The 25,363-nt window shown below is 69.8% G+C and carries 27 protein-coding genes, 1 other RNA gene and 1 pseudogene; 15 read left to right on the top strand and 14 right to left on the bottom strand.

The genetic code is table 11. The features are described 5' to 3' along the window. Positions 1 to 151 precede the first annotated feature (151 nt). Positions 152 to 1,490 (bottom strand): annotated as a pseudogene (locus tag ABIE44_RS17010) (glutamine synthetase family protein). Between the two features lie 59 nt (positions 1,491 to 1,549). After that, positions 1,550 to 2,947 (bottom strand): FAD-binding oxidoreductase, encoded by a 1,398-nt coding sequence (locus ABIE44_RS17005; protein ID WP_209714740.1) that lies wholly within the window; start codon positions 2,945 to 2,947, stop codon positions 1,550 to 1,552. Between the two features lie 170 nt (positions 2,948 to 3,117). On the opposite strand from ABIE44_RS17005, the gene ABIE44_RS17000 reads away from it, so the two are divergent. After that, positions 3,118 to 4,257, top strand: coding sequence for a helix-turn-helix transcriptional regulator (locus tag ABIE44_RS17000; RefSeq protein ID WP_209714742.1), 1,140 nt, complete (start codon positions 3,118 to 3,120; stop codon positions 4,255 to 4,257). A 4-nt stretch (positions 4,258 to 4,261) separates the two neighbouring features. Here the strand turns inward: ABIE44_RS17000 and ABIE44_RS16995 are convergent, their stop codons facing one another. Beyond that, positions 4,262 to 4,696 (bottom strand): hypothetical protein, encoded by a 435-nt coding sequence (locus tag ABIE44_RS16995; protein WP_209714744.1) that lies wholly within the window; start codon positions 4,694 to 4,696, stop codon positions 4,262 to 4,264. A gap of 111 nt (positions 4,697 to 4,807) precedes the next feature. On the opposite strand from ABIE44_RS16995, the gene ABIE44_RS16990 reads away from it, so the two are divergent. Further along, positions 4,808 to 5,494, top strand: a complete 687-nt coding sequence (locus tag ABIE44_RS16990; protein ID WP_209714746.1) for a response regulator transcription factor — start codon at positions 4,808 to 4,810, stop codon at positions 5,492 to 5,494. A gap of 1 nt (position 5,495) precedes the next feature. Beyond that, positions 5,496 to 6,794: a sensor histidine kinase gene (locus ABIE44_RS16985; RefSeq protein ID WP_209714747.1), complete on the top strand. Its 1,299-nt coding sequence runs from the start codon at positions 5,496 to 5,498 to the stop codon at positions 6,792 to 6,794. 483 nt (positions 6,795 to 7,277) lie between these two features. Here ABIE44_RS16985 and ABIE44_RS16980 read toward each other — a convergent pair whose 3' ends face one another. From ABIE44_RS16980 to ABIE44_RS16970, 3 genes are all read right to left on the bottom strand, one after another. Continuing rightward, a complete protein-coding gene (locus ABIE44_RS16980; protein ID WP_209714750.1) occupies positions 7,278 to 7,664 on the bottom strand; it encodes a hypothetical protein in 387 nt (128 codons plus the stop codon). A 40-nt stretch (positions 7,665 to 7,704) separates the two neighbouring features. Then, complete coding sequence (locus tag ABIE44_RS16975) at positions 7,705 to 8,094, bottom strand: hypothetical protein (RefSeq protein WP_209714752.1); 390 nt, start codon at positions 8,092 to 8,094, stop codon at positions 7,705 to 7,707. Positions 8,095 to 8,219: 125 nt separating this feature from the next. Then, the gene (locus ABIE44_RS16970; protein WP_209714753.1) at positions 8,220 to 10,262 is read right to left on the bottom strand and encodes an NAD(+) synthase; all 2,043 of its coding nucleotides are present in this window, start codon (positions 10,260 to 10,262) and stop codon (positions 8,220 to 8,222) included. Between the two features lie 72 nt (positions 10,263 to 10,334). Here ABIE44_RS16970 and ABIE44_RS16965 point away from each other — a divergent pair, with 72 nt between their 5' ends. The 5 genes from ABIE44_RS16965 to ABIE44_RS16945 all read left to right on the top strand — a co-directional run bounded on the left by ABIE44_RS16965 (position 10,335) and on the right by ABIE44_RS16945 (position 14,125). Then, positions 10,335 to 10,661: an antibiotic biosynthesis monooxygenase family protein gene (locus tag ABIE44_RS16965; protein ID WP_209714755.1), complete on the top strand. Its 327-nt coding sequence runs from the start codon at positions 10,335 to 10,337 to the stop codon at positions 10,659 to 10,661. Continuing rightward, a complete protein-coding gene (locus tag ABIE44_RS16960) occupies positions 10,661 to 11,206 on the top strand; it encodes a GNAT family N-acetyltransferase (protein WP_209714757.1) in 546 nt (181 codons plus the stop codon). Before ABIE44_RS16965 ends, ABIE44_RS16960 begins: the two co-directional genes overlap by 1 nt. Before the next feature lie 160 nt (positions 11,207 to 11,366). After that, entirely contained in the window at positions 11,367 to 12,230 is an 864-nt protein-coding gene (gene panB / locus ABIE44_RS16955; protein ID WP_209714758.1) for a 3-methyl-2-oxobutanoate hydroxymethyltransferase, read from the top strand. A 38-nt stretch (positions 12,231 to 12,268) separates the two neighbouring features. Further along, positions 12,269 to 12,916, top strand: coding sequence for a class I SAM-dependent methyltransferase (locus ABIE44_RS16950; protein ID WP_209714760.1), 648 nt, complete (start codon positions 12,269 to 12,271; stop codon positions 12,914 to 12,916). A 54-nt stretch (positions 12,917 to 12,970) separates the two neighbouring features. Then, a complete protein-coding gene (locus tag ABIE44_RS16945) occupies positions 12,971 to 14,125 on the top strand; it encodes a PQQ-dependent sugar dehydrogenase (RefSeq protein WP_209714762.1) in 1,155 nt (384 codons plus the stop codon). A gap of 3 nt (positions 14,126 to 14,128) precedes the next feature. On the opposite strand, the gene ABIE44_RS16940 is transcribed toward ABIE44_RS16945, so the two are convergent. Beyond that, positions 14,129 to 14,398: a hypothetical protein gene (locus ABIE44_RS16940; protein WP_209714764.1), complete on the bottom strand. Its 270-nt coding sequence runs from the start codon at positions 14,396 to 14,398 to the stop codon at positions 14,129 to 14,131. Further along, positions 14,395 to 14,586: a hypothetical protein gene (locus ABIE44_RS16935; RefSeq protein WP_209714766.1), complete on the bottom strand. Its 192-nt coding sequence runs from the start codon at positions 14,584 to 14,586 to the stop codon at positions 14,395 to 14,397. Before ABIE44_RS16935 ends, ABIE44_RS16940 begins: the two co-directional genes overlap by 4 nt. Before the next feature lie 23 nt (positions 14,587 to 14,609). Between ABIE44_RS16935 and map the strand changes: the two genes are divergently transcribed. Together map and ABIE44_RS16925 are read left to right on the top strand one after the other, a co-directional pair. Further along, positions 14,610 to 15,458, top strand: a complete 849-nt coding sequence (gene map / locus ABIE44_RS16930; RefSeq protein WP_209714769.1) for a type I methionyl aminopeptidase — start codon at positions 14,610 to 14,612, stop codon at positions 15,456 to 15,458. A 28-nt stretch (positions 15,459 to 15,486) separates the two neighbouring features. Next, complete coding sequence (locus ABIE44_RS16925) at positions 15,487 to 15,954, top strand: pyridoxamine 5'-phosphate oxidase family protein (RefSeq protein ID WP_209714771.1); 468 nt, start codon at positions 15,487 to 15,489, stop codon at positions 15,952 to 15,954. Position 15,955: 1 nt separating this feature from the next. Here the strand turns inward: ABIE44_RS16925 and ABIE44_RS16920 are convergent, their stop codons facing one another. The 5 genes from ABIE44_RS16920 to ABIE44_RS16900 all read right to left on the bottom strand — a co-directional run bounded on the left by ABIE44_RS16920 (position 15,956) and on the right by ABIE44_RS16900 (position 19,175). Continuing rightward, positions 15,956 to 16,366: a tetratricopeptide repeat protein gene (locus ABIE44_RS16920; protein WP_209714773.1), complete on the bottom strand. Its 411-nt coding sequence runs from the start codon at positions 16,364 to 16,366 to the stop codon at positions 15,956 to 15,958. Positions 16,367 to 16,452: 86 nt separating this feature from the next. Next, positions 16,453 to 16,875, bottom strand: a complete 423-nt coding sequence (locus ABIE44_RS16915) for a nuclear transport factor 2 family protein (protein ID WP_209714775.1) — start codon at positions 16,873 to 16,875, stop codon at positions 16,453 to 16,455. Positions 16,876 to 16,959: 84 nt separating this feature from the next. Then, positions 16,960 to 17,187, bottom strand: coding sequence for a hypothetical protein (locus tag ABIE44_RS16910; protein ID WP_209714777.1), 228 nt, complete (start codon positions 17,185 to 17,187; stop codon positions 16,960 to 16,962). Between the two features lie 41 nt (positions 17,188 to 17,228). Then, positions 17,229 to 18,602 carry a wax ester/triacylglycerol synthase domain-containing protein gene (locus ABIE44_RS16905; protein ID WP_209714779.1) on the bottom strand — a complete coding sequence of 458 codons (1,374 nt, stop codon included), beginning with the start codon at positions 18,600 to 18,602 and terminating at the stop codon, positions 17,229 to 17,231. Positions 18,603 to 18,746: 144 nt separating this feature from the next. Then, positions 18,747 to 19,175: a ScoMcrA-related endonuclease gene (locus tag ABIE44_RS16900; protein ID WP_209714781.1), complete on the bottom strand. Its 429-nt coding sequence runs from the start codon at positions 19,173 to 19,175 to the stop codon at positions 18,747 to 18,749. A 53-nt stretch (positions 19,176 to 19,228) separates the two neighbouring features. Here ABIE44_RS16900 and ABIE44_RS16895 point away from each other — a divergent pair, with 53 nt between their 5' ends. Together ABIE44_RS16895 and ABIE44_RS16890 are read left to right on the top strand one after the other, a co-directional pair. Next, positions 19,229 to 20,752 carry a molybdopterin-dependent oxidoreductase gene (locus tag ABIE44_RS16895; RefSeq protein ID WP_209714784.1) on the top strand — a complete coding sequence of 508 codons (1,524 nt, stop codon included), beginning with the start codon at positions 19,229 to 19,231 and terminating at the stop codon, positions 20,750 to 20,752. 171 nt (positions 20,753 to 20,923) lie between these two features. Continuing rightward, positions 20,924 to 21,064, top strand: coding sequence for a hypothetical protein (locus ABIE44_RS16890; RefSeq protein WP_209714786.1), 141 nt, complete (start codon positions 20,924 to 20,926; stop codon positions 21,062 to 21,064). Positions 21,065 to 21,507: 443 nt separating this feature from the next. Here ABIE44_RS16890 and rnpB read toward each other — a convergent pair. Continuing rightward, positions 21,508 to 21,881, bottom strand: an RNA gene (rnpB, locus tag ABIE44_RS16885) — RNase P RNA component class A. Between the two features lie 101 nt (positions 21,882 to 21,982). Between rnpB and ABIE44_RS16880 the strand changes: the two genes are divergently transcribed. Genes ABIE44_RS16880 through ABIE44_RS16870 form a run of 3 tightly spaced genes read left to right on the top strand, consistent with a single transcriptional unit; the run spans position 21,983 to position 25,358 of the window. Continuing rightward, positions 21,983 to 23,596 (top strand): circularly permuted type 2 ATP-grasp protein, encoded by a 1,614-nt coding sequence (locus tag ABIE44_RS16880; protein WP_354438216.1) that lies wholly within the window; start codon positions 21,983 to 21,985, stop codon positions 23,594 to 23,596. Next, positions 23,590 to 24,516 carry an alpha-E domain-containing protein gene (locus ABIE44_RS16875; protein ID WP_209714789.1) on the top strand — a complete coding sequence of 309 codons (927 nt, stop codon included), beginning with the start codon at positions 23,590 to 23,592 and terminating at the stop codon, positions 24,514 to 24,516. The genes ABIE44_RS16880 and ABIE44_RS16875 overlap by 7 nt, the downstream gene beginning before the upstream one ends. Next, positions 24,513 to 25,358, top strand: a complete 846-nt coding sequence (locus ABIE44_RS16870) for a transglutaminase family protein (RefSeq protein WP_209714792.1) — start codon at positions 24,513 to 24,515, stop codon at positions 25,356 to 25,358. Before ABIE44_RS16875 ends, ABIE44_RS16870 begins: the two co-directional genes overlap by 4 nt. Positions 25,359 to 25,363 lie beyond the last annotated feature (5 nt).

The raw sequence follows: 25,363 nt of genomic DNA, 5'->3' as shown, positions 1-25,363 counted from the left end.
GGCGGTCTGCCCCAGGATCGCCACCACCGGGGAGGCCGGCGGGCCGAGCACCTCCAGCGCCGTCAGCGCAGCGCTCGTGTCCTGGAACCCGAGGCGGGCCAGGTTGCCGGAGGACAGGTAGTGAGAGACCTGGCGGGGCATCGCGAGTCGGTCAGATGACCGGGAGCATCCGGTCGCGCTCGAAGGCGGAGACCTGCCCACGGTATTCCTCCCACTCCTGACGCTTGTTGCGCAGGAAGAAGTCGTACACGTGCTCACCGAGGGTGTCGGCCAGGAGCTCCGAGCGCTCGGCGACCGCGATCGCGTCGTGCAGGCTCTTCGGCAGCTGCTCCAGGCCGAGGGCCTGACGCTCGCGGTCGGTCAGCGACCAGACGTCGTCCTCCGCCTCTCGGGGCAGCTCGTACTCGCCCTCGAGACCCTTCATGCCGGCCGCCAGGACCACGGCGTACGCCAGGTAGGGGTTGCAGGCCGCGTCGATGGTGCGCAGCTCGATGCGGGTCGACTGACCCTTGTTCGGCTTGTACATCGGGACGCGGACCATGGCGGACCGGTTGTTGTGGCCCCACGAGATGTACGACGGGGCCTCGCCGCCGCCGATCAACCGCTTGTAGGAGTTGACCCACTGGTTGGTGACGCAGGTGATCTCCGCCGCGTGGTGCAGGATCCCCGCGATGAAGTGGCGGCCGCGTCTTGGACAGCTGGTACTCGGCACCGCCCTCGAAGAACGCGTTCCGGTCGCCCTCGAAGAGGGACACGTGCGTGTGCATGCCCGAACCCGGGTGCTCGGTGAACGGCTTCGGCATGAAGGACGCCCAGACGCCCTGGCCCAGCGCCACCTCGCGCACGACCGTGCGGAAGGTCATGATGTTGTCGGCGGTCGAGAGCGCGTCGGCGTACCGCAGGTCGATCTCCTGCTGGCCGGGCCCGCCCTCGTGGTGGCTGAACTCGACCGAGATGCCCATCGCCTCGAGCATGGTGATCGCCTCGCGGCGGAAGTCCGAGCCCGAGCTCTGCGAGGTGTGGTCGAAGTAGCCGCTGCGGTCGACCGGCTCCGGCACGTGGCCCGGCTGCGGCTCGCCCTTGAACAGGTAGAACTCGATCTCGGGGTGCGTGTAGAAGGTGAAGCCCTTCTCCGCCGCGGACTGCAGGGTGCGCTTGAGCACGTAGCGCGGGTCGGCGTACGACGCGGAGCCGTCGGGCATCGTGATGTCGCAGAACATCCGCGCGGTCGCCGGGCCGTCGCCCCGCCACGGCAGGATCTGGAACGTCGACGGGTCCGGGTGGGCCAGCATGTCGGACTCGGTCACCCGGGCGAAGCCCTGGATCGCGGAGCCGTCGAAGCCGATGCCTTCGGTGAAGGCACCCTCGAGCTCGGCCGGGGCGATCGCCACCGACTTCAGGTACCCGAGCACGTCGGTGAACCAGAGCCGTACGAAACGGACGTCGCGCTCCTCGAGAGCGCGGAGCACGAAGTCTTCCTGCTTACCCATGGTGCAAACGATAGGGCCTCCGGAGGGGTGCGGACCGCCGTACCCCTCCGGCGACCCGCTCAGCCCTCGATCGCGAAGTTCGCCAGGAACAACCCGGTCGGGTCGACCTCGCGGCGCACCGCCACCAAGCGGTCCCAGGCGGCCGGCTCGAACGCGAGACGCGGGTCGACGGACCGCTCGGCGAAGTTGAGGAACAACCGCTCACCGAGGTGCGGCGCGAGCCCGGCCAGGACGCCCTCGAGCGCCTGGTCGCAGGCGGCGGCGATCTCGGGGGTGGGCGTCACCGAGAGCAGCAGGCACAGGTGCGACCCCTCGATGCCGGTCAGCGCCCCGGGCGTCTCCGAGGTCCGTGCGAGGGCACCGCCGAGCTGGCGCAGCTCGGCCATGAAGACGGGCGTCTCGACGCCCGGGCCGACGGCTGCCAGGAAGGACTCCACCGCGGCGGCGTCCAGGTCGGCGACGACCGCGCCACGTCCGACCGACGGGGTCGGGTCCTCGGGATCCATGTGCAGCCGGAGCAACCCGGCGGCGGGGACCCGACCGAAGGTGTCCATCTCCGCGCCGAGATCGCGCAGCGGCGCGAGCGCGGCTGACGCGGCGTCGTCGTCGAGGAGCGCGACGCCGTCCAGGATCACGACCGCGCGACCGCTCAGGAACGGCGGCAGCTCGGGGATCGGCGGGAAGCGCATCACCCGGAACGACGTGGTGATCTCCTCCGGCGCCGTGCGGCACCAGGTGGCCCAGGTGTTCAGGACCTCCGGGGCGCGGGCCACGTCGAACAGGAGCATCCCGGCGAAAGCGTCGGGGACGTTGAGGAGCTCCAGCTCCACGGTGGTGACGAGGCCGAAGTTGCCCGCGACGCCGCCGCGCAACGCCCAGAACAGCTCGGTGTTCTGCGAGGCGTCGGCCCGGACGAGCTCCCCGTCGGCGAGGACGAGCTCGACGGCCAGCACCGACTCGACGGCCAGGCCGTGCTGGCGTGCGAACCAGCTCAGCCCACCGCCCAGGGTGTAGCCGACGACACCGATGTCGGGAGCCGAGCCGTGCATCGCGGTCAGGCCGTGCACCGCAGCAGCGGTGACGACGTCCTCCCAGCTCGCGCCCGCCTCGACGCGGGCGACGCGGCGTACCGGGTCGACGTGGACGCCACGCAGGCCCCCGGTGCGTACGAGCACGACGTCGTCGAGCGCGTGGCCGGCGAGGGCGGACGCCGCGTGCCCGGTGGACTGCGCGGTGACCCGCAGACCGGTGGCGGCCGCCGTACGGACGACCCGGATCGCCTGGTCGACGGTCACCGGGGTGGCGACGGCGGCGGGACGCTGGCCGACGCCCACGTTCCAGGGCGTCCGCCCGCGGTCGTACTCGGGCGTGCCGGGCAGGTGGACGACGTCGCCGCAGGCTGCCTTGAGCCGGGTGACGGAGTGGCCGGTGCTGACCGGGTGGACGGTGTTCGTCATGGTGCTGTTCTCCTCGGGGGATCTCGTTGTCGATGACGAGAACCCTCCGACGGCACCGCCGGTGTCCACCATCCCGAGGAGCCGGGGAGATCCCGCCCGGCAGGGCTGGGGATCCGACACCCCACAAATATGGGATTCCGGAGGACCGGAACTACGGGCAGACTGCTCCCATGCCTCCCATCACCCTGACCGGGCAGCGCGTGCTGCGCGACGTCGAGGTGGTCGCGCGCGCCGGCCTGGACGCCGAGACGTTCTTCGACGAGGCACTCTCCTCGATCTCCCGGGCGGTCCCCCACGTCGCCGCGTGCATCGGCGCCTTCGACCCGAGCACCCTGCTGCTGACGGGCACGCTGAAGTTCGGCGACCTCAACGGCAAGGACGAGCACGACGAGGAGTTCGGGCTGATCGAGTTCGGGACCAGCGAGGCGTCCTCGTTCGAGGAGCTCGCGCACCGTGCCGTGCCGGCCGCCGCCGTGCGCGCCAGCAGCCCGGACTCCTACCGCCTCAACGAGTTCATGCGCCCGCGCTACGCCTACGAGGACGAGCTCCGCGTGATCCTGCGCGACCGTGGTCAGGTCTGGGGCGGGGTCGCCCTGTTCCGCGGCAAGGACGAGGCCGGCTTCGACGCCGGCGACGTCGAGCTGATGGCCGCGCTCTCGGAGAGCATGTCGGTCGGCATGCGCGGAGGGCTCCTCACCCGCCTCGGCGAGACCTCCGCACTGCCGTCCCCCGGTCCGGCCGTGGTCGTGATCGGAGCGAACGACGAGATCCACCAGATGAGCGCCGGCGCCGAGGAGCGCCTGGCGGACCTGATGATGAGCGACCTGGGGACGGCACCGACCGCGATCATCTCGGGCCTGGTCGGCGCTGCCCGCAGGTTCGCCCGGGGCGAGACGCCCCGGCCTCCCCGCTGCCGGGTCCGCTCCCGCAGCGGGATGTGGTTGGTGCTGCACGCGACGCCGATGAGCCCGCGCGGCGACGTCGCCGGCGACGTCGTGGTCACGATCGACGAGGCCAGGCCGCCGGAGATCGTGCCGCTGGTGGTCGCCGCGTTCGACCTGACCGAGCGCGAGCGTGCGGTGACCGAGCGCGTGCTGCAGGGACTCGACACCAAGGACATCGCCGCGTCGCTGCACCTGTCGGCGTACACGGTGCAGGACCACCTCAAGTCGGTGTTCTCCAAGGCCGACGTCCGCAGCCGGCGCGAGCTCATCGCCCGGATCTACTTCGACCAGTACGTGCCGCGGATGGGTACCGAGATCGGGCCGTCGGGGTGGTTCGCCAACGCTGAGATCACGAGCTCCGACTGATCGCTCAGGTCTCCGGCAGCGTGTTCCGCTCGATCTCTGCCAGCGTCGGACGACCGCGGTTGCAGAAGACCTCCAGGTCCACCGAGCGCCGGCCGTCGCTGAACACGGCGTCGACGTCGTCGTCGGGACCCTGCTCGTAGCTGATCACCCGCCAGCCCTGGGCCGCCGCCGGTTCTGCCTTCAGCCCGTAGGCGTAGACGCCGCGGCACTCGACCTGGAACGAGCCCCAGTCCCCCGTGATCTCGTCCTTGACCCGGACGGCGTCCGCCGGCGGTGTCTGGATCTGATCCGGGCCGACCGGTTCGGCGCGCACCTCGTCCCCCAGCGGTCCGCGCCCGCGCAGGCTGGCGCCGACGGTGGTCACCGCGAGGACGCCCAGCGCGATGGCGAGGGCGGTAGCGGTGACCCAGGCGATGCCGTAGCCGATCCGCTTGTCCACGTCCCCATTGTGTCGGTTCGGACGTCTCCGGACGCTAAGGCAATGGTTAAGGGAGTGCTAAGTCGGGCGCTGCACGCCCGAGCAAGCTCGGGCACTCGGTAGCCTCGGGCCGTGGCCGAGGTACTGATCATCGAGGACGACGACAAGATCCGTCCGCTGCTGGTGCGTTCGCTGCGCGAGCTCGGGTACGCCGTGTCCTCGGCCCCGACCGGCATGGCCGGCCTCAACCTGGCGCTCGACAACCGGCCCGACCTGGTCATCCTCGACCTCGGCCTGCCGGACGTCGACGGCACCCAGGTGCTCTCGATGCTGCGCGCCGTCAGCGACGTCCCGGTGATCATCGCCAGTGCCCGCGACGACGACCCCTCGCTCGTGCAGGCGCTCGACGCCGGCGCGGACGACTACGTGGTCAAGCCCTACACGACGGCACAGCTGGAGGCCCGGATCCGCGCTGTGCTCCGCCGCGTCGGCGGCGGTCGCACTCCGCGCACCGCCCTGGTGGTGGGTGGCCTGGAGATCGACGTCTCGGCCCGTCGCACGACGCTGGACGGGGTCGAGCTCGACCTGACCCCCCGCGAGTTCGACCTGCTCGTGCACCTCGCCGAGCGAGCGGGCGAAGTCGTCACGAAGAAGGAGCTGCTCGTCGAGGTCTGGCAGCAGCCGTACGGCGGTTCGGACAAGACCGTCGACGTGCACCTGTCGTGGTTGCGCCGGAAGCTCGGCGAGACTGCGGCCGAGCCGAAGTACCTCTCGACGGTGCGCGGCGTCGGCGTCCGGATGACCGCGCCCGGGGAGTGACGTGCGCCGGAACCTGATCCTCACCGTCGCCGCCGTCGTGACGATGGTGCTGCTCGCGATGCTGGTTCCGATGGCGGTGCTGGTCCGCAGCTACGCCCTCGAGGACCGCTTGTCCCGTGCGGCGCTCGAGGTGCAGGCGACCGAGACCGTCGTCTCCGGCCAGGACAAGGGCACCGTCGCGCAGTACCTCGACCGGATCAACGGCGACCACGGCATCACCACGACGGTGTTCTACCCCGACGGCATCGCGGTCGGCCCGGCCCCCGACGCGGACCCGCGGATCGCGGACGCCCGGCGTACCGGGCAGGCGCGCGTCGACGACGTCGACGACGGCACCCAGATGCTGATCCCGGTCTCCCAGGGTGGCAGCTCGGCGCTGCCGTCGCAGACCCCTGTGATCCGCGTGCTGGTCAAGTCCCCCGGCATCGGCTCGTCGGTCGGGCGCGCGTGGCTGGCCCTCGCCGGTCTCGGCCTGGTGCTGCTGGCGGGCTCGTTGGTGCTGGCCGATCGGCTCGGTCGCTCGTTCGTCCAGCCGATCCGCGACCTGGCCTCGCGCACCCAGTCCCTGGGCGCTCCCGGGGCCCCGGTCTTCGTCGAGCCCTCCGGACCGCCCGAGGTGCGCGAGCTCGGCTCCGGCCTGAACAGGCTTGTCAGCCGGGTCGAGCTCCTCCTGGAGCGCGAGCGCGAGTCCGTCTCGGACCTCTCCCACCGCCTGCGCACGCCGGTCACCGCGCTGCGGTTGCGCATCGATGGCCTCAGCGACCCCGACGAGCGGGCGCGCGTCGCCGCGGACCTCGACGACCTGGAGGCGACCGTCGACCGGATCATCCGGGAGGCGCGGCGCTCCGAGCGCGAGGGCGTCGACCCGCGCACCGACGCCCGTGCTGCTCTCGTGGCACGGGTCCGGTTCTGGGAGCCGCTCGCCGAGGATCAGGGTCGGTCGCTGACGGTCCGACAGGACGCCGGCGACCCGGTCGAGGTCCGGATAGGCGTCGAGGACCTCAACGCGATGGTCGACGTCATCCTGGACAACGTCTTCAGCCACACCGACGAGGGCGCCGCGATCGCGGTCACGGTCTCCCAGCGCACCGATGGCGTCACGCTGACGGTCGAGGACGGCGGGCCGGGCTTCCCCGACGGCGTCGACGTCACGGACCGGGGTACGAGCGGTGCGGGCTCGACGGGACTGGGGTTGTCGATCGTGGACCGGATCGCCGCGGAGTCGGGTGGGGCGCTGCGGCTCTCGCGGTCGGCGTCCCTGGGCGGAGCGCGATTGGATGTGGAGCTCGGGCGGTCGTAGGTCGCGTTCTGAACCACTCAGGCTCGGAACCAGCCACTCCAACCTCGGTTTGAGCTAACCCGGTCCAGAACAGGAGAGGGGACACTCGCTTTGGACCTGGGAGGTTCAAAAGCCACCAAGCTCTCCCGGTTCTGAGCGCCGACGGTTCACGACGCCTCGGCAGCGCCAAGCGGTTTGAGCTGATCCGGTCCACAACAGATGAGAAGGCACTCGCTTTGGACCTGGGAAGCTCAAAGGCCACCAAGCTCTCCCGGTTCTGAGCGCCGACGGTTCACGACGCCTCGGCAGCGCCAAGCGGTTTGAGCTGACCCGGTCCACAACAAATGAGAAGACACTCGCTTTGGACCTGGGAGGCTCAAAAGCCACCAAGCTCTCCCGGTTCTGAGCGCCGACGGTCCACCACACCTCGGCAGTGCCGGGCAGCAGAACAGCAAAGGGACCCCGATGCAATCTCTGCATCGGGCCCCCTCGAGCGCTGCTGGATCAGCGAGTGACGACCTTCACCGAGCAGTACTTGCCAGTGCTCAGGTTTCGGACGCTGAACTTGAAGGTGTCCTTGCCCGCGGTGTTCGGGCGGATCCGGTCGAGGTCGAGGTCGCCCTCGTAGTCGGCGGTCCGGTTCACCCGGGTGACGAGCTTGCCGTCGTGGCGCAGGGCGACCCGCCACTTGCTGCCGGCCACAGCGTTGTCGATGCTCCCGTCGACCTCGAAGCGGCCGTTCTCACGATCGACGCTGAGCTCGACCTCGGCGGCGCCGCAACGGATGGTGCGCTCGACGTCGGCCGAGGCCGGCGATGCGGTCAGGACGGACGCGGGCAGAGCGATCGCGGTAGCGAGACCGGCAGTGGCGAGTGCGTACTTCTTGTTCATCTTCTTCTCCTTGGGTGGGTGGTGCTCAGGGGTGGGGTGATCAGTGCTTCAGGGTGGCCGTGCAGGTCTCGCCATCAGCCGGCGTGAAGGCAACGGTGAACTCGTGGTCGCCGTCGGCCTTGCCGATGAAGGCGTCGAGGTCGACCTCGGCGTCCTCGTCGGTGACCCGGTCACCGGCGATGAGCGTCTTGCCGTTGTGCTTCAGGACGACGTTCCAGGTCTCGCCCGGGGCGGCCGACTCGAGCTCGAAGGAGGCCTCCAGGCCCCCGTCCTCGCGCTCCGCGCTGAGCTCGTACGACGTCATGGCGCAGGTGCCGCGGGTCTCGGACTCAGCCGCGTCGCGGTTGTCCGAGATGGCCTTGGCGCCTCCGGCGATACCGAAGACGGCGACTCCGGCGATGATCGGAACGGCGATGCGGTTGATCTTCATGGTGCTTCTCCTCGTATCGGTTGAGCTGATACGAGGAGATTGCAGCGAGAGCCGCTAAGGGCGAACCAGTGCGACCTTAAGGACAGGCAAAGGTCCGGGCGACCCTTCTTTACCTGGCGGGACGCTCAGGCGTCCGGCACTTTCTCGAGGTCGGCGAGCCAGGCCTTGGCGTTGCCGTCCGACGGCGCGCGCCAGTCACCGCGCGGTGAGAGCGACCCGCCCGCGGACACCTTCGGACCGTTCGGCATCGCCGAGCGCTTGAACTGGCTGAACCCGAAGAAGCGGTTCACGAAAACGCCCAACCACTTCTTGATGGTGGCGAGGTCGTAGGCGATCCGCCGGTCCTCGGGATATCCCACCGGCCAGTCACCGGTGGTCGCGTCGGACCACGCGTGCCGGGAGAGGAACGCGATCTTGCTGGGCCGGAAACCGTGGCGCAGCACGTAGTAGAGGGTGAAGTCCTGGAGCGCGTAGGGCCCGACGGAGGCCTCGGTGCTCTGGCCGTCCTCGCCCTCCTTGGTCGGGATGAGCTCCGGCGTGATCTCCTGCGCGACGATCTCGGCGAGCACCGCGTCGACGTCCTCGGAGAACTGCGAGGTCGAGATGACCCAGCGGATCAGGTGCTGGATGAGCGTCTTCGGCACCCCGGAGTTCACGGTGTAGTGCGACATCTGGTCACCGACGCCGTAGGTGCACCAACCGAGCGCGAGCTCGGAGAGGTCGCCCGTCCCGAGCACGATGCCGTTGCGCTGGTTCGCGAGCCGGAACAGGTAGTCGGTCCGCAGGCCCGCCTGCACGTTCTCGAACGTGACGTCGTAGACCTCTTCACCGCGACCGAACGGGTGCCCCATCTCGGTGAGCATCTGCTGGGCGGTCGGCCGGATGTCGATCTCCTCGAACGTCACCCCGAGGGCCTCGCCGAGCCGGTACGCGTTCGTCTTGGTGTAGTCCGACGTCGCGAAGCCGGGCATCGTGAACGCCAGGATGTCGGTGCGCGGGCGTCCCAGACGGTCCATCGCCTTCGCCGCGACGATCAGGGCGTGCGTGGAGTCGAGCCCACCACTGACCCCGATGACCACCTGCGGGTTGCCGATCGCACGCAGGCGCTGCTCGAGCCCGGAAACCTGGATGTTGTAGGCCTCGTAGCAGTCCTGCGCCAGCCGCGCCGGGTCGTCGGGCACGAACGGGAACCGGTCGACCTTGCGCAGCAGTCCGATGTCGCCGGTCGGCGGCTCCACCCGGAAGCCCAGGTGGGCGAAGTCCTCCCACGTCACCCCGAGCGCGTCCCGGTTGTCGTCGAACGTGCCCTGACGGAGCCGCTCCTGCTTGATCCGGTCGAGGTCCACGTCGACCACCGTGCGCCGGGCACCTGTCGGGAAGCGCTCGGTCTCCCCCAGCAGGTCCCCGCACTCGTAGACCATCGTCTGACCGTCCCAGGACAGGTCCGTCGAGGACTCGCCCTCGCCGGCGGCGGCGTACAGGTAGGCACCGAGGTAACGTGCGCTCGCCGACCGGACGAGCAGCCGTCGGTCCTCGGCACGCGCGACCGTGATCGGCGATCCCGAGAGGTTGGCGAAGACGGTCGCCCCGGCGAGGGCGGCGCGCGCGCTCGGCGGCACGGGCACCCACATGTCCTCGCAGATCTCGACGTGCAGCTCGAGCCCGGGGACGTCGTCGGCACTGAAGATCAGGTCCGTGCCGAACCGGTACGGCTCGCCGCGCAGCCAGATGGTGTCGTCGGGCGCCGAGGTGCCGGCGGCGTACCAGCGGGCCTCGTAGAACTCCCGGTACGTCGGCAGGTGCCCCTTGGGCACCACCCCCAGCAGCTCGCCGCCCTTGATCACGACGGCGCAGTTGTAGATCCGGTTCATGCTGCGCAGCGGGACACCGACCACGAGCACGGGCAGCAGGTCCGCGGACGCCTCGACCAGGTCGAAGACCGCCCTCTCGGCCGCCTCGAGCACGACGTCCTGCATCACCAGGTCGTCGATCGCGTAGCCGGTCAGGCAGAGCTCAGGGAAGACCGCAACGGCCACGCCCTCCTGGTGGCACTCCCGCACCTCCGCGAGCACCCGCGCAGCGTTGGTCGCGGGATCGGCGATCGCCACCGGGATCGTGCAGGCAGCCACCCGCGCGAACCCGTGGGCGTAACAGGAGTCGAAGTCCACCCCACCAGTCTCGCGGATAACGCCGGAAAAGGGCTAGTTGCGGGCCTGGGGCACTGCGGCAGAATCGACCCCGTGCCCCTCGCCTCCCTCCCAGAACCGCCGTACACGGCCGTCATCTTCAGCAACATCCGGACCGACGGCGACCACGGGTACGCCGTGATGGCGCAGCGGATGGCGCAGCTCGCCGCCGAGCAACCGGGATATCTGGGATACGAGTCATCGAGGGAGAACGGACTGGGTATAACGGTCTCGTACTGGATCGACGACGCCGCGGCGCAGGCCTGGAAGCAGGTCCACGAGCACTCCGTGGCCCAGCAGCGCGGTCGCGACCTCTGGTACGCCGACTACCAGGTCAGGGTGGCGACGGTCACCCGCTCCTACGGACCGGAAGGACACTGATGGCCAGCCCCCAGCTGCAGACCGAGCGGCTCGTCCTCCGGCAGTGGAAGGACGACGACCTCTGGCCGTTCGTCGAGCTCAACGCCGACCCGGAGGTCATGGAGTACTTCCCCGCGCCGGTCACCGCGGAGCAGAGTGCCGAGATGATGGGCGTCCAGCAGAGCCTGCTCGATGCCGGCAAGCCCGCCCTGTTCGCGGCAGAGATCTGGGCGACGAGCACGTTCATCGGTTTCATCGGTCTGTCGGTCCCCCGCTTCGAGGCCCCCTTCACACCGTGCGTGGAGATCGGTTGGCGCCTGGCGCGGTCGGCCTGGGGCCACGGCTACGCGACCGAGGGCGCAGACGCCGTGCTCAAGTACGCGTTCGTCTCGCTCGGTCTCCCCGAGGTCGTCTCGTTCACCGCCGAGGGCAACAAGCGCTCGCGCGCGGTGATGGAACGGCTGCGGATGTCGCACGACCCGGCCGAGGACTTCGACCACCCCTCCGTGCCCAGCGGCGACCCGCTCCAGCGTCACGTCCTCTACCGGAAGTCCCGGCCGCGCTGAATGCCCCGCCGCGCGAGAGGTCCGGCCGCGCTGAACGCCCCTCCGCGCGGAACGTCCCGGTGACGAGCGACACACGTACAGAACTGTCCGGTAAGGCTTAGCGTGGTGGTGGTCCGTGGACTCCGATCGGGAGCTGCGAGAACGTGTGAGGAGCTCGACGATGAGCGAAGCCAATTCCACCGAGGAGCAGGCCCCCTACGGGTCGGGTCCCGCCAAGCCGGAGACGCCGCGCAAGCGGATCCGCACCCACCACCTGCGGGAGATGAAGGGGCGCGGCGAGAAGTTCGCGATGCTGACGGCGTACGACATGTACACCGCCGCGGCTTTCGACGACGCCGGCATCGAGGTCCTCCTCGTCGGCGACAGCGCGTCGAACAACGTGCTGGGCAACGAGACCTCGATCCCGATCACGGTCGACGAGCTGATCCCGCTGACCCGGGCGGTCGCGCGGTCCGCGCACCACGCCCTCGTGGTCGGCGACCTGCCGTTCGGCTCCTACCAGCGCTCCCCCGAGCAGGCCTACGACACGGCCGTCCGGTTCATGAAGGAGGGCGGCGCGCACTGCGTGAAGCTCGAGGGCGGGGCCGAGATGACCGGACAGATCGAGCTGCTCGCCCGCGGCGGAATCCCGGTGATGGCGCACATCGGGTTCACCCCCCAGAGCGAGCACGCCCTCGGCGGCTACCGGGTGCAGGGTCGCGGCGAGACCGCCCAGCGCATCCTCGCCGACGCGAAGGCCGTCGAGGCGGCGGGCGCGTTCGCGGTCGTCATGGAGATGGTCCCCGGTGACGTCGCTGCCGAGGTCACCCGCGAGCTCAGCATCCCGACGATCGGCATCGGCGCCGGCAACGGCTGCGACGGACAAGTGCTGGTCTGGCAGGACGCCTTCGGCCTGCGCACCGGCAAGATGGCCCGCTTCGTGAAGCAGTACGCCGACGTGCACGGGATCCTCACCGAGGCTGCCCAGGCGTACGCCGCCGACGTCAAGGCCGGGACGTTCCCGGGACCCGAGCACACCTTCTAGTTGACTTCATCCCAGGGCGAAGTAGCAGGCTCGCGGCCATGACCCACGAACACGACCACGAGCAGTCCACCGAGGAGCGCTACGGCCAGGCCACCTGGGACGCGCGCTACTCCGAGTCCGACAGGATCTGGAGCGGCAAACCCAACCAGCGCCTGGTCGAGCAGATCGGAGGGCTCGCCCCGGGGACGGCGATCGACATCGGCGCGGGCGAGGGCGCGGACTCGGTCTGGCTGGCGAGCAACGGCTGGAAGGTGACCGCGCTCGACGTCTCCCCCGTCGCGCTGGCGAAGACGCGCGCTCATGCCGCCGAGGCGGGCGTCGAGGTCACCACGGTCCAGCACGACCTGATCAGCACCAGCGCCCTGCCCGGCACCTTCGACCTGGTCTCGGCGCACTTCTGGCACCCACCGCTGGACCGGTTCGCCGACTTCCGCGACGTCCTCGGCGCGGCCGTGAACCCGGGTGGGACGCTGCTCGTCGTTGCGCACCACCCGGCCGACCACGGCCCGCACCGGCCCGACCCGCACGGCCACGCGGCGTTCCTGTTCACCCCCGAGAAGGTGACCGCCCTGTTCGACGACAGCTGGCAGGTCGTCACGTGCGAAGCGCAGGAACGGCCGACGAACCGTCCCGACGGGCCGCCGGTGCTGACCGACACGGTGGTCAGGCTGCGCCGAAACACCTGACCGCTATGTCGGTTTTGCCCTTCGGTGCGTCGGATCGCGGCGTAGGGTCGGACCATGCGCCGACTCGGACTCCTCGCCGTCACCTCTGCCCTCGTCGCGACCTTTCTCGCGCCGTCCAGCGCCCCCGCGGCGGCACCCGAGAAGCAACGAGCAACCAAGGTGCCTGCACTCCAGGTGACCAACGCGGTGACCGGGCTCGACATCCCGTGGGACGTCAAGAACCTCCCGGGCGGCCGGTTGCTGATCGGCGAGCGCGAGACGGCGAAGCTGATCGTCACGCACAACGGCAGCAAGAAGGTGCTCTCGTTCCCGTCGAGCAAGGTCTGGACCGAGGGCGAGACCGGCCTGATGGGTCTGGCGGTCGACCCGTCCTTCAGCAAGAACCGCCGGATCTACACCTGCCAGGGCGGTTTCAAGAAGGGCGGCGGCCACGACGTCCGCGTCGTCGCCTGGAAGATGAACAGCTCCTACACCGGGGTGAGCTACCAGAAAGTCCTGGTCAGCGGCTTCCCGACGACGTCCGGTCGGCACGGCGGCTGCCGCCTGCTGATCGCTCAGAACGGTGCGATGATCGTCGGCACCGGTGACGCCGCGGTCGGCACCAACCCGCAGAACAAGCGCTCCTTCGGCGGCAAGACGTTGCGGCTGGACCGGTTCTCCGGCAAGCCCTGGCCCAAGAACAAGTGGGTCAGGTCGAAGTACAAGGCGAAGCGCTACCTGTACACCTACGGCCACCGCAACGTCCAAGGCCTCTCGCAGCGCTCCGACGGCACGATCTGGTCGGTCGAGCAGGGCACGGACCGCAACGACGAGGTGAACAAGCTCGTCAAGGGCGGCAACTACGGCTGGAACCCGGTCCCCGGGTACAACGAGTCCCGCCCGATGACCGACTTCGGGCTGAAGGGCAAGCAGCGCGGCGCGAAGTGGAGCTCGGGCAACCCGACGCTCGCGACCTCCGGCGGCTCGTGGGTCTACGGCAAGCAGTGGGGGGACCTGAACGGCACCCTCGCCGTGGCGGCGCTCAAGGCGAACCGGGTCGTGTTCATGAAGTTCGACAAGGCGGGCAAGCTGCTGTGGACCCGTACGCCGGACGCGCTGCGCCACTCGGGTCGGCTGCGCTCGGTCACCCAGGCCGCGAACGGCGACCTGCTGATCACCACGTCGAACAACGACAGCGACGCCGTCATCCGGGTGCACCCGAAGCTCTGAGGCCTACTGGTTGAGGACCACCACGACGGTCCAGATCGCGAAGGACAGCAGGCCGAGGTAGATCACCCGCCGCGGGTGCGGCATGAACCAGCGGGTGCCCTGGAACAGGATCAGCGCCCACGCGACGAACATCGCGATCGCGGCCCACCAGCCGTAGACCTGCAGCGCTCCGAAGATCAGGAACGGCGTGCACGCCAGCATCGCCATGCCGACGAAGGAGTCCCGGTAGACGCGGATGTCCTTGATCCGCCCCGGTGGCTCCTGGTCGGTCACGAACCCTCGCCCGGCTTGTCGTTCCACTTCGGATCGTTGTCCCACTCCTCGTTGCGCTCCGCGACCTTGTCGAGCGCGTGCGCTGCTTCCTCACGGGTCGCGTACGGGCCGAGGCGGTCGGCGTTGCGGCATCCCTGCCGCCCCTCGACCTCGTGGTGCTTGAGGCAGTACCAGAACTCTTCGTCCATACCTCGAACTCTAGACTCGACCGGTGACTCCCGTAGCCCCCGGCGCCATCTCGCCGCGCCGTCCCGTCCCCGCGCACATCCCCCGCCCCGAGTACGTCGACCAGCCGGCGCCCGCGAAGTTCACCGGCAGCGAGGTCAAGGACGCCGAGACGATCGAGAAGATGCGGATCGCCGGACGGATCGCCGCGCAGGCACTGGCCGAGGTCGGCCGCAACGTCGTCCCCGGGGTGACTCACGACGAGCTGGACCGGATCGGGCACGAGTTCCTGCTCGACCACGACGCGTACCCCTCGACGCTGGGGTACCGCGGTTTCCCGAAGTCGCTGTGCACCAGCGCGAACGAGGTGATCTGCCACGGCATCCCCGACAGCCGCGTCGTCGAGGACGGCGACATCGTCAACATCGACATCACCGCGTTCATCGGCGGCGTGCACGGTGACACCAACGCAACCTTCCTGACACCGGGCGTGAGCCCCGAGGTGCGCGACCTGGTCGACCGCACCGCCGAGGCGCTGCGTCGCGCCATCCAGGCCGTGAAGCCGGGACGGCAGCTCAACGTCATCGGCCGGGTGATCGAGGCCTACGCGCGCCGCTTCGGGTACGGCGTCGTCCGCGAGTTCACCGGTCACGGCATCGGCACCGCGTTCCACTCCGGGCTGATCGTCGCCCACTACGACGACCCGCAGTACGACACCGTGATCGAACCGGGGATGACGTTCACCATCGAGCCGATGCTCAACCTCGGCACGCACGCCTGGGAGATGTGGGACGACGACTGGACCGTCGTGACGGCGGACCGGCAGGTCTCCGCACAGTTCGAGCACACCCTGCTGGTCACCGAGACCGGCGCGGAGATCCTGACCCTCCCCTGAACCCGTCCCGGTCGCGCAGACTGGTGGCATGGACGATCTCGCGGCCCTAGCGCGCCACCAGCTCGCCGCGAACAGGTTCCTGGTTCTCGGCACGGTCGACCCGGACGGCAGGCCCCGGGTCTCCCCGGTCTGGTTCTCGCTCGTCGACCACCGTGACCTGTACTGGCTCTCGGCACCTGAGGCGCACCACTCTTGCAACGTCGCCAGCCGTCCCGAGATCTCCGCAGTCGCCTACGACTCCGCCGGCGATCCGGCGACCGGCCAGGCGGTCTACCTCGAGGCGACCGCCGAGCGGGTGCCCGACGACGAGCTCGACGCAGCCTGCACCGCGGCCTTCGCGGACGTCGACGACGCGCTCTCGTTCACCCCGACCACGCTCGAGGAGCAGCCGTTCGTGCTCTACCGGGCGCGCCTGACCCGGGTCGAGGTGCACGTCCGGGGAAGCGATCCCGAGCACGGCACCGGGATCGACCGTCGCGTGGCCGTCGAGCTCTGACCTAGATCTTCCCGGCCAACCGCTCCACCCGCAGCACCGCGAGCTCGTGCTCGGGGTCGCCGCTCATCGCCGCCGCCAGCCGCAGCTGGGGCAGCGCGTCGTCGTACCTGGACTGGCGCTCGAGCACCCGCCCCAGCGTGAACCGTGTCCAGACGTCGTCCGGGGTCTCCTCGACCAGCGACCGCAGCTCCGTCTCGGCGCTGCCGAGCTGGACCCGGATGAAGTACGCCCAGGCGCGCAGCGTGCGCAGGCCGGTGTTGCCCGGGTCCTCGGCCAGGGCAGGCTCGAGCAGTGCCAGCGCCTCCTCGGGCGCCCGGCGGCTCAGCAGGTCGAAGGCGACCCGGTACGCCGAGGCGGCGTCGACCTGACCGGGGAAAACCACGGGAGGCGCTTGCAGCTCGAACTCGTCCATGCCCCGTTCAACGCTTGCGGGGCGAAACCGATTCCGACGTCACTCCTGCTCGCTCCGCCAATTACTCGCTCTGCTCGCTCCGCCAATTACTCGCCCTGCTCGAAAACCATCCGGTCCATGTTCCACCAGCCGCGCAGGTTGGTGATCTTGTGGTCCTCGTTGAGCGTGTAGGTGAACACCCCGCGGACGTGGCTCTTCAGCCCGTTGTCGAACGAGCTGTGCAGCGTGAGGATGTGCGCGATCTCGAGGTCGGAGGAGGACGGGAAGGTCTCCTCGCACTCGACGCGCAGGTTGTTGGTCGCGATGTTGGTGTCGAAGAACTCCTCGACCGCGGCCTTGCCCCGGACCCCGTTCCCGTCAGGGTTCGTGATGGCCTTGCCGATCGGGTCCTCGATCACGATGTCGTCGGCCATCAGACCGAGCCAGCCCTCCTTGTCACGCGCCTGCACGCAGCGCCAGGAGGCCTGCGAAGCGGCGAGGGCGGGGCTGATCGTCGACTGCTCGGTCACGGGGTTCTCCTCGTTCGGGTGTTGGTCCGACGTTCCCAGACCAACCACATCGGGTCAACACTTTCATAGAAGGGTCGATGAAAGTCACGCGCCGGGCGGTTCCGACCGCACCGGAACCAGGTAGATCACGAAGACCCACTCGGTCCGCACCATCCCGGTCTTGTCGTCGACCTGCAGCACCAGCGCCTGCCACGTCGGCGGGCTCGCCAGTCGTGGGATCTGCCGCCACCCGAGCACGAGCCCCTGGCTCGGCGGCCCACCGAAGCCCGAGCGCACCCACACGTGCCGCACGCGGGCCCGGCGTTGCTCCATCCGCGCATGTTAGAACATGTGTTCGAACGATGCTCGCGCGGTCAGCTCTCCGCGCGCGCCAGCACCAGCAGGTCGGCGACGACCTCGCGGACCACCCCGAGGAACGCCTGCGGGTCCTCCATCGACGCGGGCGTGGTGACCATGCCGAGCGAGATCCGGTCCTCGTAGGTGTACGCCGTGAAGCTCACGTTCGCCGGCGTCACCGAGACCGCGATCGACGTCCAGGCGGCGACCTTCACGTCGCCGAACCAGCGTGTCTCCCGCGGTCCCCCGACGTACGCCGTCAGCACGTGCACGGGGGTGGCGAACATGAACCGGACGAACCGCTCGCGCAGGTACGGGATGAAGGAGGAGAACTCCGCGGCCAGCGCCTGCAGCTCGAACCCGCGTTGCCGGCGCAACGCGACGGACTCCTCGCAGCTGCGCCCGGCCCGGCGTACGGCATTGACCATGTCCTCGTCCTCGACGGGCAACCACACCCGCGCGGTGGCGAGCCTGTTGCCGTCGCAGCGCTCGCGGGTCCGGTCCTCGGCAACCCCGAAGTTGGACACCAGCGGGCCCCTCGGGGTCACCCCGTGGGCGAGCATGTGCCGGCGAAGGGCGATCGCGAAGATGCCGTGGATCGCTCCGTTGATGTTGGTCCCGGCGAGGTCGGCCACCTCACGCACCTCGGGCAACGACAGCTCGGAGGTCCCGCACCGACGCTCGCTCGTCCCGGTGGTCGTGTTGAACATGCTGCGCGGCAGCGACTTGCGGGGTACGTCGGCGCTCGGCGCGAACTCCCGGGTGCGCCGGCGACCCTCACGGGTGGCAGCCCCGACGGCGGCCAGACGTCGACGCAGCGGGGGCCGGTCAGCACTGCGTGCGGCGGGCAGCTCGCCGGGCTCGGCGGGAGACGTCCCGGGCACCGTGGTGGTGACCCGACCGAACAGGTGGGCGGCCGCCGTGCCGTCCATCAGGGCGTGGTGGGCCCGCACGATCGCGACCTGGCGACCGTCGGGAAGTCCGTGGACCAGGGTGATCGCCCAGAGCGGCCGGTCGCGGTCCAGGTGCCCCTCGGCCAGCTCGACGAAGAGCGCGCGGAGCTCGTCCCGGTCCGCGACGTGACGCTCGTCGAGGTGCTGCGCGAGGTCGAAGGACTGGTCCTGGACCCAGTGCCAGCGACCGTCGATCCGCTCGACACGACACGTGTAGTACGGCGAGATCCCCAGGTAGCGCGGGACGACCGCGGCGATCTCGTCGAGCGTCACCTGACGACCCCGACCCGAGGTGTCGAGCTCCACCATCTTCAGGGTGTGCATCGGGGTGTCCGGCGCCTCGAACCGGAGCAGCATCCAGTCCGAACCCTCCATCGGCTCCACGAACGGGCCGGGTGCTCGGAGGGCCCGCGTTTCCGAGTCAACGCGCGTGCTCATAGCAGGGACCCTAGGAGTTCGGGGAACCGCCGATCGCATCGTGGTGCGGTTTTGGACGAACTGGTGCAGACCACCGGCAATCCGTCCGTCTCACGGCCGCGAATCACGGCCATGGTGACGCCGGATGACGACCAGCCGGGCTGGTCAGTCGCAGTAGTCGCAGCTACCGGCGACCGAGAGCTGGGTGAAGCACGTCGGGCAGAGCTTGACCACCGGCTCGGGCTTGCGCACCGCGGTCGTGCGGGGTTTCGGCGTACCGGTCGCGCGCGTGCGCCTGGCGGCCGGCTTCGGCCGGTTCAGCTCACCGATCGAGACCACCGAGAACCCGAGGTCGACCAGCACCCTGAGCTCGCTCAGCGAGACCTGGTCAGGACCGAGGTACTCCCCCGTCGCCTTGCCGTGGGCGTAGGCCAGGACGGCCCTGGCGTCGTACCGCTTGCCGCGCTCGACGACCACCTCGTCGCTGGCCTCGGTGAACCCGAGCCCGTCGCGGAACTCGACCGGCCCCTGCTGGTCGTGGTCCCTGATGGCCGTCAGGACGTTGATCCGGGTCACCAAGCCGAGAGAAGTCACGGAAGCAACCCTAGTCCGCCTGCCGCGTGGGGTGATGAGGGACCATGGGAGACGTGAACCAGTCCCGCCGCCTGCTCGCCCTCGCCGGGGTCCTGGTCGGCATCGCCGGCCTCGTGACCAGCCAGGCGACCGTGTGGCTGTTCAAGGCGAGCAACGGCCCGGTCAGTGCCGTCGCCGATGCCGTCGGCGACCTCCTCGCCGGAGGACCCGCGATGGACCTGGGCCACCTGGTCGGCCCGACCTGGGACAAGCGACTGCTGGTCATGGGTGTCGTGGCGTTCCTGGTGGGCGCGAGCGCCTGGCTCGGGACCCTCGCCGGACGCCGTCCGGTCCTGGTCGACGTCGCGTACTTCGCCCTGGCGGCCATCGGGTTCGTCTCGGTCACGCGGCTGCCGAACTCGAGCTCGGCGTCCCTGGTCGGCGTGGTCGTCGGGCTGATCACCTGGATGGTGGCGTACCGGGTGCTGACCGCTCCGCTGCTCGCGGACAAGGGACCCGACGACGGAGCAGCCGACGAAGCCACCCGTCGCCAGTTCCTCAAGCGCGCCGGGATCACCGTCGGTGTCGTGGCCGGAGCCGGGCTCCTCGGCGGGTTCAGCTCCCGCAAGGTGCGCGAGGTGCAGAAGGCCCGCAGAGCGCTGAACCTCGCAGCGGGCAAGGGGGCAGTCCCCGACGGCGTCGAACTCGGCGTGCGCGGCGTCGCGCCCTGGCGTACGCCGAACGAGGAGTTCTACCTGATCGACACCGCGTTCTCGAAGCCCGCGATCGCCCCGGACGAGTGGCGCCTGCGGATCCACGGGATGGTCGAGAACGAGATCACGCTGACCTACGACGACCTCATCAAGCGTGCCCGCACCGAGGACTGGATCACCATCTGCTGCGTCTCCAACGAGGTCGGCGGCGACCTGATCGGCAACGCGTACTGGTCGGGGTTCCTGATCCGCGACATCCTCGCCGAGGCCGGCATCAAGGAGGGCGCCACCGCGGTCAAGCAGACCTCCGACGACGGCTGGACCTGCGGCACCCCGATCGAGGCGCTGACCGACGACCGCAACGCGATGCTGGCGGTGGCGATGAACGGCGAACCGCTGCCGATCGAGCACGGTTTCCCGGTGCGGATGATCGTCCCCGGCCTCTACGGCTTCGTCTCGGCGACCAAGTGGCTCGTCGATCTCGAGGTCACCACCTTCGACGACTTCAGCGCCTACTGGACCGACCGCGGGTGGTCAGCGGAGGGCCCGGTGCTGACCCAGTCGCGGATCGACGTCCCCCGCAACGGCGAAGAGACCGAGCGCGGCACGGTGCGGATCGGCGGCAGCGCCTGGGCGCAGCACACCGGCATCGAGAAGGTCGAGTTCCAGGTCGACGGCGGCAGCTGGCAGCAGGCCGACCTGGGCACGGTTCCTGACCTCGACACCTGGGTGCAGTGGTCCGGTACGGCGGAGGTCGGCAAGGGCCGGCACCAGGTCGTCGTACGGGCGACCGACCGCAGCGGCTACACCCAGACCTCGGTGCGCACCGACGTCATCCCCAGCGGCGCCACGGGCTGGCACAGCATCGAGTTCGAGGCCCGCTGACCGATGTACTCATTCGGAGCCTTTCCAGGACCGGATTGGAGTCGCGCACCAGCGGTCTAGAACAGCGCGACCGCCCAGGCGCCCGCGTCATGGAAACGTCACATTCACGCGCTAGAACTGAGGTAACAGTCCCGGAGCTTCCCCGGGGCGCTACTCAACGGGGTACCTGAAATGACGAACAACTTCCGAGATCTCCAGCCGACCGAGACCGACGCGACCGGCATCGTGGGCGGCTCCTTCCTCGGCTTCGGCCCGACCGTGGTCCCGCTTCCCGGCGGCGCGTCGATCACGCTCTTCGGCAACGTCGACTGAGCGTCGTCCAAGACAGACAGCGGCCCCCGGCACCTGATGGTGCCGGGGGCCGCTGCTCGTCGCTGCTGCTCGTCGTTGTCGGTGGCCCCGCCTACCGTGGAGGCGGCCCCCGACCCAGGCGTGTTCTAGGTCGGGGGCCTATCCGCTTGCGCGACACGTGTCATCGGACGCGGACAGGTCGCCGGTACCCGCGAGTCTCGAATACACACCGAATTCTTCGGCCTCGGTCTCCAGAGGAGGCGGCAAAGCCCGAGATCCGGAGCGCACGCAACGGGCTCCTCCCGGTCGTCCGCCCCGGTCACTGGGGGAATCTGACCGGGGCGGCGCTGACCAAGCGGCCGCGGCTCTGCTGCGTGAACGAGGCTGCGGTGACGGCCGGTACCTCTCGCAGGGAAGATGCCCGCACGACGTTCGTCGAAACCCGGAGCAGTCAGGGTGTGGTGCGGACGGGCTGGCTCGTAGGCCGGGTTCTGTTCCCCGGGCCGCCTCACGACGACCCGGCTGGCGACCATCCATCTAGCGCTGCCGTTGCCGACACCGTCGTGCGATCTACCCGTGAGCTCGGGCGGGCCGCCCTCGAACGCTCACTGTCTGATCTTGCTCCAGGTGGGGTTTGCCGAGCCACGACGGTCACCCGCCGCGCTGGTGGTCTCTTGCACCACCGTTTCACCCTTACCGCCGGCAAGCCGGCGGCGGTCTGTTTTCTGTGGCACTTTCCCGCGAGTCACCTCGGGTGGCCATTAGCCACCACCCTGCCCTGTGGAGCCCGGACCTTCCTCGGTGGAGTCACCCCCAACGCGGTCGCCCGGCCAGCCCATCCGCGGGCTCAGAGTACCGGGAACAGGATCTGGGTAGGAGACGCAGAGTTGCATTCATTCGGAAACAACCCAGAAACGACCGGTGATTAACCTGCGGAGCGTGACTCACCACCTTTTCGAGTCGTACGACGACGCAGGTCCGGCGTACGACGAGATGTTCACCGGACGTGCCCCGCGGGAGGCCTACGCCCGGCTCTCCCAAGCGTTCGGCGAGCTGTCCGGGCGCGAGCTCGAGGCTCGCGTCGAGGGCCTGCAGAGCAGCTACCTCGACCAGGGCGTGACCTTCGACATCGGTGGCGAGGAGCGCGCATTCCCGATCGACATCGTGCCGCGGGTGATCGAGCAGGAGCCGTGGTCGCGCATCGACCTCGGCGTCCAGCAGCGCGTCAAGGTGCTGGAGATGTTCCTCGCCGACATTTACGGCCCCGGCGAAGCCTTCCGCGACGGGGTGATCCCGCGCAGCGTGGTGACCACCTCGAGCCACTACACCCGGGAGACCTACGGGATCGAGCCTCCCAACGGCGTGCGCGTACACGTCTCGGGGATCGACCTGATCCGTGACGACGCCGGCGAGTTCAGGGTGCTCGAGGACAACGTCCGGGTCCCCTCCGGGGTCTCGTACGTGATGACCAACCGGCGCGCCATCTCGACCGCCCTCCCGGAGTCGTTCGCGCAGCACCGGGTCCGTCCGGTGGCGAACTACCCGCAACGACTGCTCGCCGCGCTGCGCGCCGCCGCCCCGGCGGGCGTGATCGACCCGACGGTCGTCGTGCTGACCCCCGGCGCCTACAACGGCGCTTACTTCGAGCACGCGCTGCTCGCCCGGACCATGGGCGTCGAGCTCGTCGAGGGCCGCGACCTCGAGTGCCACCGCGGCCGGGTCGTCATGCGCACCACCAACGGGCTGCAGCAGGTGCACGTCATCTACCGCCGGGTCGACGACGAGTTCCTCGACCCGGTGCACTTCCGCGCCGACACGTTGCTCGGGTGCCCCGGGCTCGTCAACGCCGCCCGCGCCGGCAACGTCACCATCGCCAACGCGATCGGGAACGGGGTCGCGGACGACAAGCTGACCTACACCTACCTGCCAGACCTGATCCGGTACTACCTCTCCGAGGAGCCGATCCTCGCGAACGTGGACACCTGGCGCCTCGGCGAGCCCGAGCACCGCGAGGAGGTCATGGACCGCCTCGACGAGCTCGTCCTCAAGCCGGTCGACGGCAGCGGCGGCAAGGGCATCGTGATCGGACCGAAGGCGAGCGTCGCCGAGCTCGACCAGCTGCGTCAGACCGTGCTGAAGGACCCCCGCTCCTGGATCGCCCAACCGGTCGTCCAGCTCTCCACCGTGCCGACGTACCTCGACGGCAAGATGGCACCGCGCCACGTCGACCTGCGCCCGTTCGCCGTCAACGACGGCCAGAAGGTCTGGGTGCTCCCCGGCGGACTGACCCGGGTGGCACTGGCCGAGGGCGAGCTGATCGTGAACTCCTCGCGCGGTGGCGGCTCCAAGGACACCTGGGTGCTCGCCGGCCCGGGCGCCGCCCCGGTCCATCCCGGACACGCGCCGGTCGGGCCGCGCGAGATCGCTCCGCTGGACGGTGGACCGGTCGGTGAGGGCGCCGGCGCCCAGGCCGAGCAGCAGCAGCAACAACAGCAGTCGCAGTCGCAGTCGTCGCAGTCGCAGCGCGCAATCGTCGAGGACGAGCCGTGCTGAGCCGGATCGCGGAGTCGCTGTTCTGGATCGGGCGCTACATCGAGCGGGCCGAGGACACGGCACGCATCCTCGAGGTCCAGACCCAGCTGATGGTCGACGACCCGACGCTGGACATCCCGACCGCCTGCTCGGAGGTGCTGGCGATCATGGGTGTCCCCGAGGTCGCGGGCACCACGGTCGGGACCCACGAGCTCCTGCAGCGGCTCGCCTACGACCCCGCGTCGCCGGCATCCATCCACGCCACGATGAGCAACGCACGGGAGGTCGCCCGCCGCGCACGCGAGACGTTGTCCACCTCGATGTGGGAGGCCGTCAACACCACGTGGCGGATGATCCCCAGCGGCCGGTTCGAGTCGATGGGACCCTCCGGCTCCTTCCGTTGGATGCGGGACCGCGCTGCCCTGATCAACGGCACCGCCGACGCCACCATGCCGCGCGACGAGGGCTGGCAGTTCCTCATGCTCGGCCGCTGGATCGAACGCGCCGACATGACGGCGCGTCTGGTCTCCGCGGCGTCGGTGTCCACGTCGTCCGCCTGGGCCACGTCGCTGCACGCCAGCGGCGGGTACGAGTCCTTCCTGCGCACCTACAACGGCCTGGAGACGGACCGGAAGGCGGCCGAGTTCCTGGTGCTCGACCGGCTGTTCCCCCGGTCCGTGGTCTTCGCGCTCAGCCGGGCGGAGGTCTGCCTGGAGAACCTGGAGTCCGCTGGGCAGCGGGCAGGCTTCCAGAACGAGGCGCAGCGACTCCTCGGCCGCACCCGCGCTGAGCTCGAGTACCGCGCCCTGGCCGACGTGCTGACCGATCTCCCGCACGAGATGGAGCGGCTCCAGCGCACCTGCGCCCAGGCCACCGAAGCGGTCACCCGGCGGTACTTCGCCGGGTCGGTCGCGACCATCTGGAACCAAGGACGGTGGTGACCGTGCAGCTCAAGGTCGTTCACAAGACCGAGTTCACCTACGAGGGAGGGGCCGCCGCCTCCTTCAACGAGGCCCGACTCACCCCGCAGACGACGGCCGGTCAGATCGTCGTCCACACCCGGCTCGACGTGCACCCGACCCCCTGGTCCTGGTCGTACCGCGACTACTGGGGCACCCAGGTCACCGCGTTCGAGATCCTGGACCCGCACGACTCGCTCACGGTCACGGCCACCGCCACGGTGCACACCGAGAAGCTCGACTCGCCCGTCGAACGGCTGAGCTGGTCCGAGCTGCACTCGGACCCGGTGACCGACCGGTTCACCGAGCTGCTGCACATCCGCGACCGGGTCCGGCCGCCGGCCGACCTCGCGGCGCGCTTCGCCGAGATCGGGACGGCGAGCCCCGACCCCGAGTCGGCCGCGCGAGCGGTGTGCTCCTTGATCCACGACGAGGTCGACTACGTCGTCGGCAGCACCCACGTCCAGGGCCTCGCCGCCGACTCCTGGGAGGCCCGGGCCGGCGTCTGCCAGGACATGGCCCACCTCGTCATCGGCGGCCTGCGCCAGCTCGGGATCCCGGCGCGCTACGTCTCCGGCTACCTCCACCCCGAGTCCGAGCCCGAGCTCGGGGTCAGCGTGCGCGGGGAGTCGCACGCCTGGATCCAGTGGTGGGACGGCGGCTGGCGCGGCTGGGACCCGACGAACGACACCGCACCCGCCGAACGGCACGTCGTGGTCGCGACCGGACGCAACTACGCCGACGTGAAGCCGCTGTCCGGAATCTTCAGCGGCGGTGGCAAGTCCACGATGGCCGTGGACGTCCAGGTCACCCGGATCGGCTAAGTCCC

It is taken from the genome of Marmoricola sp. OAE513, from assembly GCF_040546585.1.
In the GTDB taxonomy this organism is placed as follows: Bacteria; Actinomycetota; Actinomycetes; order Propionibacteriales; family Nocardioidaceae; genus Marmoricola.
This window is presented reverse-complemented; position numbering and strand designations above follow the sequence as displayed.

Excerpts from the sequence above, each read along its gene's own strand:
- ABIE44_RS17005 (WP_209714740.1), bottom strand. The coding sequence starts at position 2,947 with ATGACGAACACCGTCCACCCGGTCAGCACCGGCCACTCCGTCACCCGG.
- ABIE44_RS17000 (WP_209714742.1), top strand. The coding sequence starts at position 3,118 with ATGCCTCCCATCACCCTGACCGGGCAGCGCGTGCTGCGCGACGTCGAG.
- ABIE44_RS16980 (WP_209714750.1), bottom strand. The coding sequence starts at position 7,664 with ATGAACAAGAAGTACGCACTCGCCACTGCCGGTCTCGCTACCGCGATC.
- ABIE44_RS16975 (WP_209714752.1), bottom strand. The coding sequence starts at position 8,094 with ATGAAGATCAACCGCATCGCCGTTCCGATCATCGCCGGAGTCGCCGTC.
- ABIE44_RS16960 (WP_209714757.1), top strand. The coding sequence starts at position 10,661 with ATGGCCAGCCCCCAGCTGCAGACCGAGCGGCTCGTCCTCCGGCAGTGG.
- panB (WP_209714758.1), top strand. The coding sequence starts at position 11,367 with ATGAGCGAAGCCAATTCCACCGAGGAGCAGGCCCCCTACGGGTCGGGT.
- ABIE44_RS16950 (WP_209714760.1), top strand. The coding sequence starts at position 12,269 with ATGACCCACGAACACGACCACGAGCAGTCCACCGAGGAGCGCTACGGC.
- ABIE44_RS16945 (WP_209714762.1), top strand. The coding sequence starts at position 12,971 with ATGCGCCGACTCGGACTCCTCGCCGTCACCTCTGCCCTCGTCGCGACC.
- ABIE44_RS16935 (WP_209714766.1), bottom strand. The coding sequence starts at position 14,586 with ATGGACGAAGAGTTCTGGTACTGCCTCAAGCACCACGAGGTCGAGGGG.
- ABIE44_RS16925 (WP_209714771.1), top strand. The coding sequence starts at position 15,487 with ATGGACGATCTCGCGGCCCTAGCGCGCCACCAGCTCGCCGCGAACAGG.
- ABIE44_RS16920 (WP_209714773.1), bottom strand. The coding sequence starts at position 16,366 with ATGGACGAGTTCGAGCTGCAAGCGCCTCCCGTGGTTTTCCCCGGTCAG.
- ABIE44_RS16910 (WP_209714777.1), bottom strand. The coding sequence starts at position 17,187 with ATGGAGCAACGCCGGGCCCGCGTGCGGCACGTGTGGGTGCGCTCGGGC.
- ABIE44_RS16905 (WP_209714779.1), bottom strand. The coding sequence starts at position 18,602 with ATGAGCACGCGCGTTGACTCGGAAACGCGGGCCCTCCGAGCACCCGGC.
- ABIE44_RS16890 (WP_209714786.1), top strand. The coding sequence starts at position 20,924 with ATGACGAACAACTTCCGAGATCTCCAGCCGACCGAGACCGACGCGACC.